Source organism: Erwinia phyllosphaerae, assembly GCF_019132875.1.
GTDB classification, from domain to species: domain Bacteria; phylum Pseudomonadota; class Gammaproteobacteria; order Enterobacterales; family Enterobacteriaceae; genus Erwinia; species Erwinia phyllosphaerae.
The window spans coordinates 258,769-275,072 of the sequence record NZ_JAHSPF010000004.1 but is presented as its reverse complement, the minus strand read 5'-3'; the positions used below and the strand labels follow the sequence as shown (position 1 = coordinate 275,072).

At 54.1% G+C, this 16,304-nt stretch carries 15 protein-coding genes; 11 read left to right on the top strand and 4 right to left on the bottom strand.

Going from position 1 to position 16,304, the window contains the following annotated elements:
- The first annotated feature begins 12 nt into the window (after positions 1 to 12).
- Both dcp and bla read left to right on the top strand, forming a co-directional pair.
- Positions 13 to 2,055 carry a peptidyl-dipeptidase Dcp gene (gene dcp / locus KUE00_RS09545; RefSeq protein ID WP_246759582.1) on the top strand — a complete coding sequence of 681 codons (2,043 nt, stop codon included), beginning with the start codon at positions 13 to 15 and terminating at the stop codon, positions 2,053 to 2,055.
- On the top strand, positions 2,052 to 2,972 hold the full coding sequence (bla, locus tag KUE00_RS09540; RefSeq protein ID WP_246759581.1) for a class A beta-lactamase: 921 nt from the start codon (positions 2,052 to 2,054) through the stop codon (positions 2,970 to 2,972). Before dcp ends, bla begins: the two co-directional genes overlap by 4 nt.
- Here bla and hpxO read toward each other — a convergent pair.
- Positions 2,951 to 4,108, bottom strand: coding sequence for an FAD-dependent urate hydroxylase HpxO (hpxO, locus tag KUE00_RS09535; RefSeq protein ID WP_246759580.1), 1,158 nt, complete (start codon positions 4,106 to 4,108; stop codon positions 2,951 to 2,953). The genes bla and hpxO overlap by 22 nt on opposite strands.
- A gap of 239 nt (positions 4,109 to 4,347) precedes the next feature.
- Here hpxO and KUE00_RS09530 point away from each other — a divergent pair, with 239 nt between their 5' ends.
- The 3 genes from KUE00_RS09530 to KUE00_RS09520 all read left to right on the top strand — a co-directional run bounded on the left by KUE00_RS09530 (position 4,348) and on the right by KUE00_RS09520 (position 5,970).
- Positions 4,348 to 4,983, top strand: coding sequence for an aspartate/glutamate racemase family protein (locus KUE00_RS09530; protein WP_246759578.1), 636 nt, complete (start codon positions 4,348 to 4,350; stop codon positions 4,981 to 4,983).
- A gap of 76 nt (positions 4,984 to 5,059) precedes the next feature.
- Complete coding sequence (locus tag KUE00_RS09525) at positions 5,060 to 5,506, top strand: DUF441 domain-containing protein (protein ID WP_246759576.1); 447 nt, start codon at positions 5,060 to 5,062, stop codon at positions 5,504 to 5,506.
- A 59-nt stretch (positions 5,507 to 5,565) separates the two neighbouring features.
- Positions 5,566 to 5,970, top strand: coding sequence for a hypothetical protein (locus tag KUE00_RS09520; RefSeq protein WP_246759574.1), 405 nt, complete (start codon positions 5,566 to 5,568; stop codon positions 5,968 to 5,970).
- Here the strand turns inward: KUE00_RS09520 and KUE00_RS09515 are convergent, their stop codons facing one another.
- Both KUE00_RS09515 and KUE00_RS09510 read right to left on the bottom strand, forming a co-directional pair.
- The gene (locus KUE00_RS09515; RefSeq protein WP_246759573.1) at positions 5,971 to 6,885 is read right to left on the bottom strand and encodes a TIM barrel protein; all 915 of its coding nucleotides are present in this window, start codon (positions 6,883 to 6,885) and stop codon (positions 5,971 to 5,973) included.
- A gap of 39 nt (positions 6,886 to 6,924) precedes the next feature.
- Positions 6,925 to 7,950, bottom strand: coding sequence for a LacI family DNA-binding transcriptional regulator (locus KUE00_RS09510; RefSeq protein ID WP_246759572.1), 1,026 nt, complete (start codon positions 7,948 to 7,950; stop codon positions 6,925 to 6,927).
- A 228-nt stretch (positions 7,951 to 8,178) separates the two neighbouring features.
- Between KUE00_RS09510 and KUE00_RS09505 the strand changes: the two genes are divergently transcribed.
- From KUE00_RS09505 to KUE00_RS09490, 4 genes are all read left to right on the top strand, one after another.
- Positions 8,179 to 9,354 carry a Gfo/Idh/MocA family protein gene (locus KUE00_RS09505; RefSeq protein WP_246759571.1) on the top strand — a complete coding sequence of 392 codons (1,176 nt, stop codon included), beginning with the start codon at positions 8,179 to 8,181 and terminating at the stop codon, positions 9,352 to 9,354.
- A gap of 288 nt (positions 9,355 to 9,642) precedes the next feature.
- Positions 9,643 to 10,011: a putative holin gene (locus KUE00_RS09500; RefSeq protein ID WP_246759570.1), complete on the top strand. Its 369-nt coding sequence runs from the start codon at positions 9,643 to 9,645 to the stop codon at positions 10,009 to 10,011.
- Positions 10,008 to 10,310, top strand: a complete 303-nt coding sequence (locus KUE00_RS09495; RefSeq protein WP_246759569.1) for a phage holin family protein — start codon at positions 10,008 to 10,010, stop codon at positions 10,308 to 10,310. The genes KUE00_RS09500 and KUE00_RS09495 overlap by 4 nt, the downstream gene beginning before the upstream one ends.
- An 83-nt stretch (positions 10,311 to 10,393) precedes the next feature.
- Complete coding sequence (locus KUE00_RS09490; protein ID WP_246759568.1) at positions 10,394 to 11,281, top strand: N-acetylmuramoyl-L-alanine amidase; 888 nt, start codon at positions 10,394 to 10,396, stop codon at positions 11,279 to 11,281.
- A gap of 194 nt (positions 11,282 to 11,475) precedes the next feature.
- On the opposite strand, the gene KUE00_RS09485 is transcribed toward KUE00_RS09490, so the two are convergent.
- Complete coding sequence (locus KUE00_RS09485; protein WP_246759566.1) at positions 11,476 to 12,750, bottom strand: Glu/Leu/Phe/Val family dehydrogenase; 1,275 nt, start codon at positions 12,748 to 12,750, stop codon at positions 11,476 to 11,478.
- Between the two features lie 480 nt (positions 12,751 to 13,230).
- On the opposite strand from KUE00_RS09485, the gene eptB reads away from it, so the two are divergent.
- Together eptB and fabV are read left to right on the top strand one after the other, a co-directional pair.
- Positions 13,231 to 14,889 (top strand): kdo(2)-lipid A phosphoethanolamine 7''-transferase, encoded by a 1,659-nt coding sequence (gene eptB, locus KUE00_RS09480; protein WP_246759564.1) that lies wholly within the window; start codon positions 13,231 to 13,233, stop codon positions 14,887 to 14,889.
- Positions 14,890 to 15,100: 211 nt separating this feature from the next.
- The gene (gene fabV / locus KUE00_RS09475) at positions 15,101 to 16,297 is read left to right on the top strand and encodes an enoyl-ACP reductase FabV (protein ID WP_246759562.1); all 1,197 of its coding nucleotides are present in this window, start codon (positions 15,101 to 15,103) and stop codon (positions 16,295 to 16,297) included.
- Positions 16,298 to 16,304 lie beyond the last annotated feature (7 nt).

The following is a 16,304-nucleotide window of genomic DNA, read 5'->3' as shown; positions in this document are numbered from 1 at the left end:
AGGAGAAATGCTATGCAAAATCCCTTCAGCCAACCCAGTTCGCTGCCGTTTCAGGCCCCCCCTTTTGATCAAATTACCGAAGCGGATTACCGTCCCGCGCTGGAAGAAGGTATACGGCAAAAGCGGGAAGAAGTGGAACGCATTGCCACCAACCCGGAGTCGCCCACCTTTGCTAACAGCTATCAGGCGCTGGAACAGTGTGGACAACTGTTAAAACGCGTTGAAAGCGTTTTTAACGGTATGACTTCAGCCAATACCAGCGATGGATTACAGCAGCTGGATGAGGAGATGTCGCCAAAGCTGACGGCGCTGGAGGATGATATCCGGCTTAACGGGCAGCTTTTTGCACGTCTGGACAGCGTCTATCAACAGCGGGAAAGCCTGGGGCTGGACAGCGAATCGCTACGGCTGGTAGAGGTGACCTGGCAGGCATTTCAGCTTTCCGGCGCCAGCCTGAACGATGATCAAAAGGCGCAGCTGAAGGTGTTAAATCAGCAGGCCGCTACGCTCACCACGCAGTTCACCAACAAGCTGCTGGCCGCTACCAAAGCGGGCGGACTGGTGGTCGAAGAGCAGGCCGCGCTGGCGGGCCTGAGTGATGCAGAGCTGGCGGCGGCGGCCGAAGCGGCCAAAGAAAAAGGGCTGGAAAACCAGTGGCTGATCGTGTTGCAAAACACCACGCAGCAGCCCGATCTGCAAACGCTCAGCAATCGTGACACCAGAGAGGCGTTGTTTAACGCCGCCTGGAACCGCACGCAAAAAGGCGACGCCAACGATACGCGCACGCTGATTGCGCAGTTGGCCAGCATTCGGGCACGTCAGGCTAAGCTGCTGGGGTTTGCCAGCTATGCCGAATGGAAACTTCAGGATCAGATGGCGAAAACGCCGCAGGCCGCGCTCGACTTTATGCGCGAGATCGTACCGGCAGCCACCGCAAGCGCCGGGCGTGAAGCGGCAGATATTCAGGCGGTTATCGATCGGCAGCAGGGCGGTTTTACCCTTCAGCCCTGGGACTGGCTCTTTTATGCTGAACAGGTGCGTAAAGCCAGTTACGATCTGGATGAAGGCCAGATCAGGCCGTACTTTGAAATCACCAACGTGCTGGAAAACGGCGTCTTCTGGGCCGCAACACAGCTTTACGGCATCACTTTTAAAGCCCGCAGCGATATCCCGGTTTATCATCCTGACGTGCGCGTCTACGAAGTAACGGACGTCAACGGTGAACCGCTGGCGCTGTTTTACACCGACTACTTCAAGCGCGATAACAAAGCGGGCGGCGCCTGGATGAGTAACTTCGTCGACCAGTCAGCATTACTCGGCACCAAACCCGTTATCTATAATGTTTGTAACTTTCCGAAGCCCGTGGCGGGCCAGCCAGCCCTGATCGCCTGGGACGATGTGATCACCATGTTCCACGAATTCGGCCACGCGCTGCACGGCATGTTCGCCGATCAGCGTTATCCGAGCCTGTCCGGTACCGCAACGCCGCGCGACTTTGTGGAGTTTCCTTCGCAGTTTAACGAACACTGGGCGAGCAATACGCTGGTGTTCAAAAACTTCGCCCGCCACTATCAGAGCGGCGAGCCAATGCCCACCGAGCTGCACGATAAAATCATTAACGCCAACAAATTTAATAAAGGTTATGACATGACCGAGCTGCTGGCGGCGGCGCTGCTGGATATGCGCTGGCACAGCCTTGCCGCCGACCAGCCGGAGCAGGACGTGGCGAGTTTTGAACAGCAGGCGCTGGCGGCAGAAAAGGTTAATCTGCCTGCCGTTCCGCCGCGCTACCGCTCAAGCTACTTCCAGCACATCTGGGGCGGCGGCTATGCCGCAGGCTACTACGCCTATCTCTGGACGCAGATGCTGGCGGATGATGGCTTTGAGTGGTTTGAGGAGCACGGCGGCCTGACGCGCGAAAACGGCCAGATTTTCCGTGAAAAAATTCTCTCACGTGGCAACAGCGAAGATCTCAAAGCGCTGTACGCGCGCTGGCGCGGCCGGGATCCGGAAATTGAAGCGATGCTGATCAATCGGGGATTAAAAGAGGAATGAGTGTTTCTTTGCAACGTCGACGGCTGCTGTTAGCAGCCGTGCTTTCGCCGCTGGCGACCAGCCTGTTGCCCTTTACGGCGCGGGCAGAAACGGCCAGCCTGCACCAGCAGCTGTCTCAGCTGGAAAAGGCAGCCAACGGACGCCTTGGGCTGGCTTTACTGGATAGCGGGAACGGTAAGATTTTGCAGTATCGCGGTGAGGAGCGTTTTCCCCTGTGCAGCACCTTTAAAGTGCTGGCTGTTGCAGCCGTATTGCATAAGTGCGCCATACGGCCAGAACTGCTGCAAAAGCGGCTGCGCTGGCAGGCGACGGAGGAGCTGGCATGGATGCCGGTGACCGCTAAACATCGCGCAACGGGAATGACGGTGGCGGAACTTTGCGCCGCCGCTTTGCAATACAGCGATAATCTGGCGGCGAACCTGCTGTTAAAAGAGCTGCATGGCCCGGCCGGACTGACGGCTTTTCTGCGGCAAAAAGGTGACAGCGTCACGCAGCTGGACAGAAATGAACCAGAACTCAACACGGCGATACCAAATGACCTGCGCGATACCAGTACGCCGTTGCAGATGATGCACAATCTGGCGCGGCTGGCGCTGAGTGATGGAAATCGGACGGGGAACGCTCTGGAGCTGGCAACCGAACAGCGCCAGCAGCTTACAAGGTGGCTAAAAGGTAACACCACGGGTAAAAAAGCGATTGCCGCCAGCGTGCCTGCGAACTGGACCACGGGCGACAAAACCGGCAGCGGCGACTACGGCACCACCAACGATATTGCCGTGCTGTGGCGTCCGGCTGCGCCGACGCTGGTTTTAGCGATCTATTTTACGCAGCACGAGAAAGCGGCGAAATCCCGTCAGGACGTGCTGGCAAGCGCCACGGCTATCGCGCTTGCCGCTTACGCCAGCGGCCCGCCCTGAATGGTATCCAGCATGCCGTGGATGATGCGTTCGCCGGTCTCGCTGCTCAGCTCCTGATACCACTGGCGGGTTACCGCCATCTCTTTCCCGTGCGTCACGTCGCAGCGTTTGCGCGCTTTTAAGACCAGATCTTTCACTCGTTCAGCGCGCTTGTGCTGGTAGCGTAACAGGGCATCTTCGATACCCAGCGAATTGGTTTGCAGCGCGTGCGCCAGTACTACGGCATCCTCCATTGCCGCGCAGCCACCCTGGCCGATATCCGGCGTGGTACTGTGCGCCGCATCGCCCAGTAGCGCCACGCGGCCTTTAACCAGCTGAGCAAAAGGTTCGATATCGTGGATCTCAATTCGATTGGTCGTTTCCGGATCGATCTGTTCGATAAGCTTTTGCACCGGCGCGGCCCAGCCGCTGAAATAGCGCTGTAAATCTGCGCGGAGAGTCGTGCGATCTTCCGCCAGCCCTGGAGGCAGCGGCACGTCAAAAAAGAAGTAGAACCGCTTACCGGCAACCGGCATCAGCGAAACGCGTTTGCCTTCGCCCACAAAGGTTGTCCACTGGCTGGCAGGGGCAATAGTTTCATCAATCGTCACCAGCCCGTTCCAGTTAACATAGCCCGCATAGCGCCGCTCAACCTTTTCACCCAGCACATAAGGACGGATGGCCGAATGCGTACCGTCACAGGCAATCAGTAAATCACCTCGCGCCTCGCTGCCGTCGGTAAAGTATGCCGTTACGCCGTGAGCGTCTTGCTCCACGCTGGCAACGCGCTTACCGAACTGCACGTCAGCCCGGCCATAGCCATCCAGCAGCATCGCCTGCAATTCGGCCCGCGCAACGGGATAAGGATACTCACCGGCTTCGTTTACCAGCGGTTGCAGGCTGAACTGCGTTAGCACGCTGCCAGACTGAAAATCGCAATAGGCCATCGAGCGCATCTGGCCGCCCAGCGCCCGCAGCGGCTCTTTCATCCCCAGATAGTTAAGGCATTTTACGCCGTTAGGCCAGATGGAGATTGCGGCACCAACCGGTTTTATCTCTTTAACCGCCTCAAAAACCTCGGTTTTAATACCGCAACGCTTTAACGCGATCGCCGTACACATGCCACCAATACCTGCGCCAATGATTATCGCTTTCATCTGTTTCTCCTTGAGCTTTATCACTGGTGCTGCAACTTTTGTACCAGGAATAAATAACCGGAGAGCGGCATGAAACGGGCAATCGGCACGCGGTGAAACAATAGTTTCTTCCTGAGCCTGCCTCATAGTGAGGCATTGCACTTTTTTGGTGAGCAAGCTGAAGCCGCCAGGTTAAAAAGTTGGCAATATCAGGAAGAATTTGCCACAGTGATCGCAAATCTGTTTCCGGAGAACGCAACATGGCAACGATAGCCTGTCTGCATGCGGCAGAAAGTAATATAGCCCGCTTTGAGGATGCGCTTCAGCAGCTCGATTTTGATGAAATTCAGCTGCTGCATCGCGTGGAAGATAAACTGCTGAGCGAAGTCATCGAGGCGGGCGAGGTCAGCGAAGAGATGACGGCTGCGGTGCGCGCTATTATTGGCGAGATGGCGCAGCATGCTGACGCCGTTATCATTACCTGCACCACTTTGGGCGCGGCTGCGCTGGATACAAAGGCGTTCAGCAAACCCGTTATTCGCGTGGATGCGGCGCTGGCCAAAGCGGCTTCCCACTATCAGGGCGCGGTGCTGGTGCTCTGTACGGCACACTCAACGCTGGCCATGACCACTCGCGTCTTTGAGGCTTTTATTCCCGGCAGTCGGCTGGCGGTGGAGCTGGTGCCGCGTGCCTGGGCCAGTTTTAACCAGAACGATATTGTCGGTTATCACCAGCAAATTGCCGGGTATATCCAGCAGCGCCATGAGTGCGCGCTGGGCTGTATTGTGCTGGCGCAAAGCTCTATGGCGGGCGCGGAAAAATATATTAATACCACGCTGTCGGTGCTGACCGGCCCGCAAACCAGCCTGCAGGCCGCTATCGACGCAATTTTTTAAACGCGTAAACAGAAAAAAACCAGACCGCAACGGCAAAGCGTTTTAAGATGTAGCCTTTTCCTTACAGGAAAACACTATGTTCGATTTGACGTTGTTTATTCTGCTGTTTCTGGCGGCTCTCAGCTATTTCAGCCACAACCTTACCGTTGCCATGGCGCTGCTCGCGCTGATTGTGATACGCATGACGCCGCTTAATACGCTGTTTCCCTGGATAGAAAAGCAGGGCGTTACCGTTGGCATCGTGATTCTGACCATCGGCGTTATGGCCCCTATCGCCAGCGGCGCGCTGCCGACCAGTACGCTACTGCACTCTTTTATGAACTGGAAATCGCTGCTGGCTATCGCGGTCGGGATATTCGTGTCGTGGGTAGGCGGCCGCGGCGTCAGCCTGATGAGTTCGCAACCTACTATCGTCGGCGGTTTGCTGATTGGCACCATTATTGGCGTTTCGCTGTTTCGCGGCGTGCCGGTCGGGCCACTGATTGCGGCCGGGCTGGTTTCGCTGTTTCTCGGCAAAATGTAGCGGCTCGCTGGCCGCTTCCCTGCTATGATTGCGCTCTTTTTTTTCGCCAGGAGAAACCGGTGAGCAATAAGCAGGACAAGCGCAACAAGCGCGCCAAACTCAAAGCTAAACAGGCTAATAACGCTCGGGCGCGCGGTAAGCAGCTCGATGCGGTCGGGCGCAGTAGCTACGTCGCCACGCCGGAAATGGTCGAGCTGTTTACCGGTCTGCCTCCGCTAAGTGAAGATGGCGCCATGCCTTTCGTCGCTGACGTTTATCGCTGGTGCGACGAAGAGTATGGTTTTGACGGCAGCGATGCAGAAAACGAAAAGCTGCAGGTTGCGGCGCTGTGCGTGCTCTATATCCACTGGCGCACCAGCGAAGGGGCAACTTCGCTGATGCAGAATGAGATGATTACGGCTGCCATCCGCCTGACGGAAGAAAACGAGATGTTCAACGCGGAATATCAGGCCGCCGCCCTTTGATTAAAAGCCCACGCTGCGCAGATAACGCAGGCTGGCGGTAACGTCAGCCAGGCTTCCCGCCACGTCGCGCGGATCCCGCTCTTGCTCAATGGTTATCCAGCCGTGCCAGTTCAGCTCGGCAAGCAGGGCTTTAATAGCCGGGTAATCGATAGCGCCCGTACCCAATGGGCACATCACGCCTGCCGCGCAGGCGCTGAAAAAATCCAGATCTCCGGCAATTGCAGCGTCATAAACGCTTTTGTTTACATCTTTAAAGTGCAGGTAGTCCAGGCGTGCAGCATGACGCCGTAGCCAGCTGACCGGATCCAGTCCGGCGTAATAAAGATGGCCGGTATCCAGACAAAGACCGGCTTCTTCGGCAGGCATAGCCTGCGCCAGCCGGTCAATCTCGTCGCCGAATTCGATAAATCCACCGGCATGCGGATGGATCACCGGCCGCACGCCATATTCGTGCCGGGCGATGCGGCTCAGTTCACGGATATGACCGATCATGCGCTGCCAGTCTGTTTCATCCAGCCGTTTTGCCCGCTCGGACTGGCCTGCCCAGCGGGCGCGTTCCGCGTCGCCGAAATCGATAATCACCAGGTAGGGCGGCGGCACTGCACCTTCGGCCACGGCAACCGGCACCTTTTGCAGGTTAGCGCAAATAGCATGCGTCATGGCTACCATGGCGGGAAAATTGGCTTCCGATACCAGATCGTCGAATAGCGTACCCGCCACCAGCGATAGTTCGTGGCTTTCCAGCGTCTGCCGCAGGATGTCCGCATCGGTCGGCAGATAGCGCCACGGCCCCAGTTCAATGCTGTGATAGCCAGCCTGACGCGCCTCGCGCAAAACTTTCTCCCACGGCGGCAGGTAAGGATTGTTTGGATCGTCTACTCCCCAGCTACAAGGTGCATTCGCTATTGCGTACATGGCAATTCCTCCAGGTTTGATAGTGATGTGCGCCAGGGATTAGCGGCGCAAATGGGACTGCCTGAGTCGCAGCAGATCCTGATGCTCTGTGGGCTGGATTGTTGCGTCTGAAGTCAGGCGACGGATCGCATCTTCCAGCATGGCGCGAAGCGGCTGGGCGTGCGTGGTTAACTGATAGCGAGGCGAGGCGGCAAGTTCAATATCGTCATAGCCGACAATCCCCGGATGATGTCCCGGTGCCAGTGCGGCCAGGGCGTCCAGCGCGCCGACAGCCAGAATATCGTTTTCGCAAAACAGCGCATCCAGCCAGTGGGCCTGGGGAGTTTGCGTGAGATAGTCGCTGAAAGCACGCTCGCCGCTGGCGCGGTTATAGTGATTGGCTTTGAGTAAGACAATATCCTGCTGCGGCACGCCGGATTCACGCAGGCGGTCGCAGTAGCCTTCGTAGCGCAGGAGCTGCGTCGATTCCGTGTCCGGGCCCTTCATATAGCCAAACTTTTGATAACCCTGCTGATGTAAAAGCATGGCCGTTTGACGGCCAGCCTGATAGCCATCGGTGTTGATCGTCTGGATATAGGGATTGTCGTCATTGCGGCAAAGCTGTACCAGCGGGATTTGATGAATATCGCGTGCCAGCGCTATCAGCCTGTCGCTAAGCAGCGTGCCTAAAAACAACAGGCCATCGACCTGGAGCTGATCGGCCATGGTCAGCATCGCTTCTTCCGAGCCTTGCGTACTGATGTTGAGCAGCAGCGCCGTATAGCCCTGGCGCTGAAGCAGGCTGGTCGCCTCATCCAGCAAGGTCAGCAGGTTGGGATTTTGCATCTCGTCTACCATGACGCCGATCAGCCCTGAATTTTGGCGGGCCAGCCCTCTGGCCAACAGGTTAGGGCGATAGCCCAGCTGCTTAGCCGCCTGCTGCACGCGGGCCAGCGCCTGTGCCGAGATTGATGCGCCGTCGGTGAAGGCGCGTGAAACTGTCCATTTAGACACGCCGGCCAGCTGGGCCACGTCGCTGGCGGTAATCTTGCGGGATGAGGGCTGCTGGGGTGATTTTTCGTTCATGCTGGTGACCGCTAACAGGAAAACCCTGAGTGTAATGCATAAAATGTTCCGTGTAATGCAACCGGTTGCAAAAATTATTATTGTTGTGATCTCGCGGGTAAAAAAGCGTTAGATCAATTTGACGCAGGAGCAAATCTCTCTGAAAGTCTCCTCAGCTTCACGCTATTACCAAAAAATTTGCAACCGGTTGCAATGCCGGTCCCCGATAATACTGAACACGAGGTAGCTATGGTAAATGGAGAGAGAAAAATCGCGCGCCCGTTACGTTGGGCAATGGTTGGCGGCGGCAGGCTAAGCCAGGTGGGCTATAAGCATCGCAGCGGTGCATTACGCGATAACACGGCTTTTCAGCTGGTGGCGGGCGCGTTTGATATTGATGCTGAACGCGGTCGCGATTTTGGCGTAAACATTGGCGTGGAAGCCGGGCGCTGCTATGACAATTACCAGCAGCTTTTTATGCATGAAGCGCAGCGTGCCGACGGAATCGAAGTGGTCACAGTCGCCACGCCTAACGGCACGCATTATGAAATCACCAAAGCGGCCCTGGAAGCTGGCCTGCACGTAATTTGCGAGAAGCCGCTTTTCTTTAGCAGTCAGGAGGCGAAAGAAATTAAAGCGCTGGCGGCAGAGAAGGGACGTATTGTCGGCGTAACCTATGGTTATTCAGGTCATCAGATGCTGCTACAGATGCGGCAGATGATTGCCAGCGGCGATATTGGCGAGGTGCGTATGGTCGAAATGCAGTATACGCACGGCTTCAGCGCCAGCGACAACGCGGACAAGTTTGAGGCGCAAAAGTGGCGTGTCGATCCGCAAATTGCCGGGCCAAGCTTTGTGCTGGGCGACCTCTCCACCCATACTTTTTATATTTCGCAGCTGGTTTTACCCGAGCTAAAACTGAGGTCGCTTCTCTGTGACCGGCAAAGCTTTATTCCTTCGCGCGCGCCACTGGAAGACAATGCCATGGTGCTGATGCACTACCACGGTGGCGCGGTGGGCAGAATGTGGACATCATCGATTAATGCAGGCTGTATGAATGCTCAGCAGATCCGCGTGATAGGATCTAAGGCAAGCCTGCAATGGGCAGACTATCAGCCGAACGAACTGAAATATGAGGTGCAGAATCAGCCCGCGCAGTTACTCCATCACGGCATGCCCTACCTGAGTGAAACAGCGCTGACGGACGATCGCCTGGGGGCACTTCATACGGAAGGATTAACGGATGCCTGGTCCAATATTTATCTCAGGTTCGCACTGGCTATAGATGCTAAAAACCGAGGTGACGAAGCAGGCCTGGCCACGCTTATTTATCCGGATATTAATGCCGGACTGGAAGGGGTGCGCTGGGTAGAGAACTGTGTCCGTTCCGCCGATGGCGGGGCCGTCTGGGTTAATTATGAGTAAATGCTTTGTTGTGTGTGGTAAAAAAATGAAAGCGTTTTATTAAAACCAGTAAAATAATAACAGATAACCGGCATCGGGTTGCTCCGTGCCGGTTTTTATTTTCCTGCGAAATAAATTTTCAGGCATATTAATCCCTTTACTTAAGAAGATAGCCATTATTTTTAAGGGCAGGATGCCTTAATATGATACCTTTCTTTTTATTGCGGATAACGATAATTTATCTGGCTGGCCTGTTTTAAAAGCATAAAATTAATGAGTCCTTCCCAATGGATATAACAAGAGGTGACTATGGATAGTGCTGCGCCACAAGCAAACCTGGCCACGGAAGATATTGGCATAGGGCTGTATGGCTTATTAAGCCACCTTGACAGCACAACGCTTACGGGAGCCATTGCCGGAGCCGTGGTGTTTGTTTTATCGGCTAACGATTTTCACTGGTTGAAGCGGGTGCTGCTGGGCTCAGTGGCGCTGGTAAGCGGCTATATCTGCGCGCCTGAAGCCACCGGACTGATAAAAGCCCTCTTGCCAGCGGGGAGTGAAGTTCATAACGGTGTTGGCGCGGTGTTTTCGGCCGCGATGATCGTCAGAATACTGCTGGCCGCCAGTGGAAAAGAGGGAATCGCATTTTTGTCTCGTTTCAGGGGAGTAAATAAATGACGCGAATGGATGGCATATTGCTGAGCGTTAATGCGGTAATCTGCACCATAATAGCCATTAAGTTAATTATTTTCGAAAGGAAAAAGTTCAATTATGCTCACAGCTGGTTCTTTGCAGTTGTCACCTATATGCTGATCCTTAGCAATGCCGCGATAGTGATGCGCATTTTGACCGGAGAGGTCAGGCATATTGACTGGAGCTGCGTGGTTAATAATCTTTTTATCTGTATTGCGCTTCTTGCGCTCAGAGGCAACGTTCGCCCATTTTTTGGTAAGCACAGCGAGAACACCAAGGAATAACAGAGTGGCGATTCCGTTTTGCGTTGGGTAAAACCTGAACGCATATAATCGAGACTGTCTTATAGGGTCAATAAGGAAATACGATGAGAAAAAATAAAGGGAAATCTGTACGACTAAAAACAGCGATAGCGTCTGGCATATTAATCCTTGCCGGGTGTTCAGGCTCGAACGTGGCAACGGAAGCAGCAAAAAGCATGAGCGATCGAGGCGACTATTATGCCGATAATGCAATTTCAGCCGTTAGCCAGGACAGCCGTGCAAAATTTCTTATTCTGCATTATACGGTTGAAAACGATGTCGACTCGCTGAAAACCTTATCAAAAAAGGGCGTCAGCGCGCACTATCTGGTCACTACCTTGCCTGAAAGCTATAAAGGAAAACCCGTGGTGACGCAGCTGGTCCCTGAAGATCGCAGAGCGTGGCATGCAGGCGTCAGCAGCTGGCAGGAACGAACCAGTCTTAACGACAGCTCCATCGGTATTGAAATCGTGAATAAAGGATTTACCGATAATAATGGCGTAAGAAGCTGGTACCCCTACACGGAAAGTCAGGTTGAGGCCCTTATCCGGCTAACGAAAGATATTGTAAAACGCCACGGTATTAAGCCAAATTACGTGCTGGGACACAGCGACATTGCGCCATTAAGAAAACAGGACCCGGGCAAACTCTTCCCGTGGCAGCGCCTGGCTGAAAAAGGCGTTGGCGCATGGCCTGATGCCGAAACGGTCAATAAATATCTTGCCGGACGATCGCCGGAAGCGGCGGCTGATGTGCTTACTCTGCAAAAAACGTTAAGCAGGTATGGCTATAGCGGCATTCCGCTGACGGGGATTTTTGATAAGGCCACCCAAACAACTATTGCCGCGTTTCAGATGCATTTTCGGCCAGCCAATATAAGCGGCCAGGCGGATGCGCAGACGGAAGCGATTGCCAAAGCGCTGGTAGAAAAGTATATCGATAACCCGTCTTAGCCAGCGCGCCGGTTATTTAATCGCCGGGCAGGGGTAACGATCCTGTTCAGGATGCCTTGCACTGTAAAAAAACGCCGTTTTTAACAAGCGGCGTTTTTTGTGTGGAACTCAGGCGCGGCCGGTAACGATTGCACGTCACGATACAGCAACTTTGTGTTGCTTACCGGGCGTTGTTCCTTGTTAAGACTAACGAGCTAGCCCGGATAAATACCGCGATCTTTGCGCGCCATCAGAATACGCTCGCAGGCCACGATATAGGCAGCGGTACGCAGGCTGCACTCTTTTTCACGCGCCTTTTCCCAGATATGAATCATCGCCTCGGACATAATCTTGTCCATACGCTCGTTGATTTCGCTTTCGCTCCAGAAAAAGCTGGCCATATCCTGAACCCATTCAAAATAGCTGACCGTTACGCCGCCCGCGTTACAGATAACGTCAGGCACCACGGTAATGCCGCGCGATGCCAGCATATCGTCCGCATCCGGATAGGTTGGGCCGTTGGCGCCTTCCAGAACCAGCTTACAGCTAAGTTTTTCCGCGCGTTCGCGCGTAATCTGGCCTTCCAGCGCGGCAGGGATCAGGATATCCATCTGCACCTGCCAGAACTCGTCGCTGCCAATTTCGCGCGCGCCGCTGAAGCCAGCAATCTTCTTATGCGCGTTTTGCCATTCGGTTAAGGCGACGAGGTCAATTCCTTCAGGATTATAAAGCGTAGCGGAGTGATCCTGTATAGCCACCACCATCGCGCCCGCGTCGACAAACAGACGAGCAGCTTCGCTACCTACGTTGCCGAAACCCTGAACCGCAATCCTGGCGCCGTCCGTTTCAATATTTAGCCGACGGGCGACTTCTCGTCCGGTAATGTAGACGCCGCGTCCGGTCGCTTTTTCTCGCCCCAGCGAACCGCCAAGGTGCACGGGCTTGCCGGTCACGACGCCGGTAATGGTCGTGCCCTGGTTCATGGAGTAGGTATCCATCATCCAGGCCATCACTTTCGCATTGGTGCCAACATCCGGAGCCGGAATATCTTTTTGCGGCCCGATAATTAAACCGATTTCGCTGGTGTAGCGGCGAGTCAGGCGCTCCAGCTCGCCTTCGGAAAGCTTAAAGGGATCGACGCGGATCCCGCCTTTCGCACCGCCATAGGGAAGGTTAACGGCCGCGCATTTGACGGTCATCCAGGCCGAGAGCGCCATAACCTCATTGAGATCGACATCAGGATGATAACGAACGCCGCCTTTGCCTGGCCCGCGCGACAGGTTGTGCTGCACGCGAAACCCTTCAAAATGGCGAATTGTGCCGTCATCCATCTGCAACGGGATATCGACGATGAGCGCGCGTTTGGGACGACGCAGCGTATCAACCCAGCGGCTTAATTCGCCCAGATAAGGCGCAACGCGATCGATCTGCTGCAAGTAGGTGGACCAGGCGGTACCAGGGTTTGCTGAAGCGTAAGATAGCTTATCCATATCAATGCCTTCCTGACAGTGAGAAATGCTAAGAAATATTGAGGGAGCCAGTGCTTATGACCGGAACGCGGAATAATCTAACATTATCGGATTGTTTTTAATTAATTAAATTATTGTTAAAAACCGCCGATTACGGCGAGCCGATGCGAATAAACCGCATAAATAATTAATGTTTTATAGCGAAGATTAAAAAGGCGTTGTCGCTGTCGCATAACTATTCACCTTTCATGAATAGGGGTTTTTTGCCTTTATTTATCAAAAGTTTGAAAGCGATCAACTTTTCAATTTGCAGGCACGAAACGAACGCCCGCCGCCAGATTTATCGGAAAATCCACTTTTTGTTACATTATAACGTGATGTTTTTCAGTGCCAACGGTAAACTTACGCTTCTTTACCTTGTCCTAGCTGTTCTCACCTGAAAAATGAGACAGCCGGTTTGACCGGAGATGACCTTCACCTTTCACCATAACGACGAGACAGATGAAAAAACTGCTTTTTTTGACGCAATATCGGGTTTGCTGCTTTATCGCTTTTTACCTGGGGATTTTATTAAACCTGCCTGTTTTCCTTCGCCGCCTTCACCATCTTCACTCTGATGCGGCCCTGTCCGTCACGATCGAAATCGTCGCGGCTTTTGCTCTGGTTATGTTTACCACGCTGCTGGCCTCGATGGCCGGTCGGCTGCTGTTCCGCATTCTGACCTCGCTGCTGGTAGTGTTTTCCGTTGCGGCCAGCTATTACATGATCTTTTTTAACGTGGATATTGGCTACGGTATTATTGCTGCCGTCGTGACCACCGACAGCTTCGATCTCTCAAAAGAGTCGGTAGGGTTAAACTTTGTTTTCTGGCTGGTTCTGGTCAGCCTGCTGCCCCTGTTAATTCTGTGGCTGGCACCGCTGCCGGAAGCGGCATTGCACAGACGTAACCGTGGGGCAATGGCGCGCAGAGCGGGCGTAATGATTGCCGCCGGACTCTGCTGCTGGCTGCCGCTAAAGGTGATGGGCGAACATCAGGATAATCTCGACCGCCAGCAAAACCGCATGATGGCCAGCTATGGTGGCGTAGTGGCTGGCACCTATTCGCCATCCAACTGGCTGTCGGGCATGGGGCTGTTAGCTTACAGCAGCTGGAGCCAGGCGGAAGACAGCCATAATCTGTTCGATCCTGCCGCGCACTTTACCTACACGCCGCCAAAGGATGCCGACAGCCTGTATGTCGTTTTTGTGATTGGCGAAAGCGCGCGACGCGATCACATGGGCGTTTACGGCTATGAGCATGACAACACGCCTTATCTGGATAAAGAAACCAATCTGGCCGCGCTACAGGGCTACTCCTGCGATACCTCAACCAAGCTTTCGCTACGCTGCATGTTTGTGCGGGAAGGCGGCGCGTCCGAAGCGCCGGAAAGAACGTTAAAAGAGATGAACGTTTTCTCCGTCCTGAAAAAGCAGGGCTTTTCCTCGGAGCTCTTCTCTATGCAGAGCGAGGCGTGGTTCTATAACAAAGCGCTGGCCGATGACTATGCGCTGCGCGAAACCATTCAGTCGGAAAAACGCAACGTCGGCAAACCGATTGACGATATGGCGCTGGTTGCCGAACTAAAAGATTCTATTGAGCGTCATCCGCAGGGCAAGCACCTGATTATTCTGCATACCAAAGGCTCACACTATCTTTATACCGAACGTTATCCGCGTTCTTTTGCCCGCTATCAGCCGGAATGTATGGGAATTGATGACAACTGTTCCACGCAGCAGATGATCAACTCCTATGACAATAGCCTGCTCTATACCGATTACGTGCTTGAGCAGGTCTTTAACCAGCTGCGCAACCGTAATGCCATCGTCTTTTACGCCTCCGATCATGGCGAATCGATTTCGCAAAATATGCATTTCCACGGCACGCCGCGTAATCAGGCACCGATGGCGCAGCGCACGGTACCGATTATGGTATGGGCATCAGATAAGTTTTTACAGCATCCCGATCATGCTGCCGCCTTTAATCAGCTCAGGGAAATGGCAAAAGATAAAACGCCGGTTTTCCACGAAAAACTGTATGACAGCGTGCTGGGCTGTGCCGGTTTTACCTCGCCGAACGGCGGGATTAACGAGCTGCGTAACTGGTGTCACGTGAAGTCTTAGCAATAAAGGCCAGGGAGACAGGTTCTCCCTGGCTATCTCCCGGCCAAAAAATGTTTCAGCCTGGCCGTCGCCGTGTTATTACGCATAAATTATGCGCAAAGCGGTCGTGTTAAAAGCGCCCGAAGACAATAAGCGACTGCCAACTTTGCCTGAAGCGCCACAAGCAGGTATTCTACTGCCCATATTTAATAAGGCAGTGATTGAGGTCGACATGATTATTAAACCACGCATTCGTGGCTTCATCTGTGTTACCGCCCATCCGGCGGGTTGTAAGGCTAACGTAAAAAACCAGATTGATTACGTTACGCGTCAGGGCAAAATTGCCAACGGCCCGAAAAAAGTGCTGGTGATTGGTGCTTCCACCGGTTACGGCCTGGCGGCGCGTATCTCTGCTGCTTTTGGCTGCGAAGCCGACACGCTGGGCGTGTTCTTCGAGCGCGCGGGTGAAGAAACCAAACCGGCTACCGCTGGCTGGTATAACTCTGCGGCTTTTGAAGAGTTTGCGGAAGAAAAAGGCCTGTATGCGAAAAGCATCAACGGCGACGCCTATTCTGATGAAGTTAAGCAAAAGACTATTGAGCTGATCAAACAGGATCTGGGTCAGGTTGACCTGGTCGTGTACAGCCTGGCCGCGCCGCGCCGTACCCATCCAAAAACCGGCGAAGTATTTAACTCTACGCTGAAGCCAGTGGGTAAGACCCTGACCACGCGCGGCCTGAACACCGATAAAGAAACCATCACCGATATCACGCTGGAGCCTGCTTCTCAGGAAGAGATCGACGGCACCGTAGCGGTAATGGGCGGCGAAGACTGGCAGATGTGGATTGACGATCTGAAAGCGGCAGGCGTCCTGGCTGACGGCGCGAAAACCACCGCCTTCACCTATCTGGGCGAGAAGATCACTCACGATATTTACTGGAACGGTTCTATCGGCGAAGCCAAGAAAGATCTGGATAAGCGCGTGCTGAATATCCGTGAAACGCTGGCTGAAAAGGGCGGCGACGCGCGCGTTTCCGTACTGAAAGCCGTGGTGACCCAGGCGAGCTCCGCTATTCCGGTAATGCCGCTTTACCTGTCACTGCTGTTTAAAGTCATGAAGCAAAAAGGCACGCACGAAGGCTGCATCGAGCAGGTCTACGGCCTGTTTAAAGATAGCCTGTACGGCGCTTCACCGATTCTGGACGAAACGGGCCGCCTGCGTGCGGACTATAAAGAGCTGCAGCCAGAAGTGCAGGACGAAGTGGTTAAGCTGTGGCCGACCGTCACCAACGAAAACCTCAACGAACTGACCGATTTCGTCGGCTATAAAGCTGAGTTTATGCACCTGTTCGGCTTTGGCCTGAACGGCGTAGACTATGACGCTGATGTGAACCCGGACGTGAAAATCAAAAATCTGGTACAGATGTAATCATCTG